1 pseudogene is annotated in these 517 nt (G+C 58.6%); it reads left to right on the top strand.

Annotated elements, in window-relative coordinates:
- A pseudogene (locus tag FS320_RS47500) lies at positions 1 to 340 on the top strand (hypothetical protein); the annotation flags it as partial.
- Between the last annotated feature and the right edge of the window lie 177 nt (positions 341 to 517).

The raw sequence follows: 517 nt of genomic DNA, 5'->3' as shown, positions 1-517 counted from the left end.
CGCCCTCAAGATCTCGTGGCGCAGGGCCTCGCTGGAAGCGGGTCTTGAGGCCGGATTCATTCAGGATCTCATTACAGGCCGCTCGCAACATCCAAGTGAGGATGCGGTTACAAGCCTTGCTACAGTGCTCAAGTGCAGCTCGGCATATCTTACCGGCCAGAGCGACGATCTGGCTGGCGCAGCGGGGGCTCACGGCGCGACTGCAGTTCCTTCAGACTCGGTCCAGCGGCCCGATGCCGTAATGGCGCTCAGAATTGTCGACGAACTGCTGGCTGCCGGTCATGTCGAGGCAGCCCGTGTCGCTGTCAGGCGCGCGCTCAAGGCAATTGCTGTCGAATAGGTAATGCAAACTTAGTGGCCCCGACGATTCTGGCGAGAGCAAGCTCCATAGCCTTACCTGCTGTTAACCAGTCGGCTACACTCTCGTGAGGTGGATCAGGAGCAAACCATGCAGTTCAGCGTTGGCGATGTCGTGCATCTGATTGCTTACCCCTCTCATCGGATGACCGTTGTTGAG

The sequence above is a fragment of the Microvirga tunisiensis genome, from assembly GCF_009296175.1.
In the GTDB taxonomy this organism is placed as follows: Bacteria; Pseudomonadota; Alphaproteobacteria; order Rhizobiales; family Beijerinckiaceae; genus Microvirga; species Microvirga tunisiensis.
Note: the sequence above shows the minus strand (reverse complement) of the source record. Positions and strands in the feature narration are given on the sequence as shown.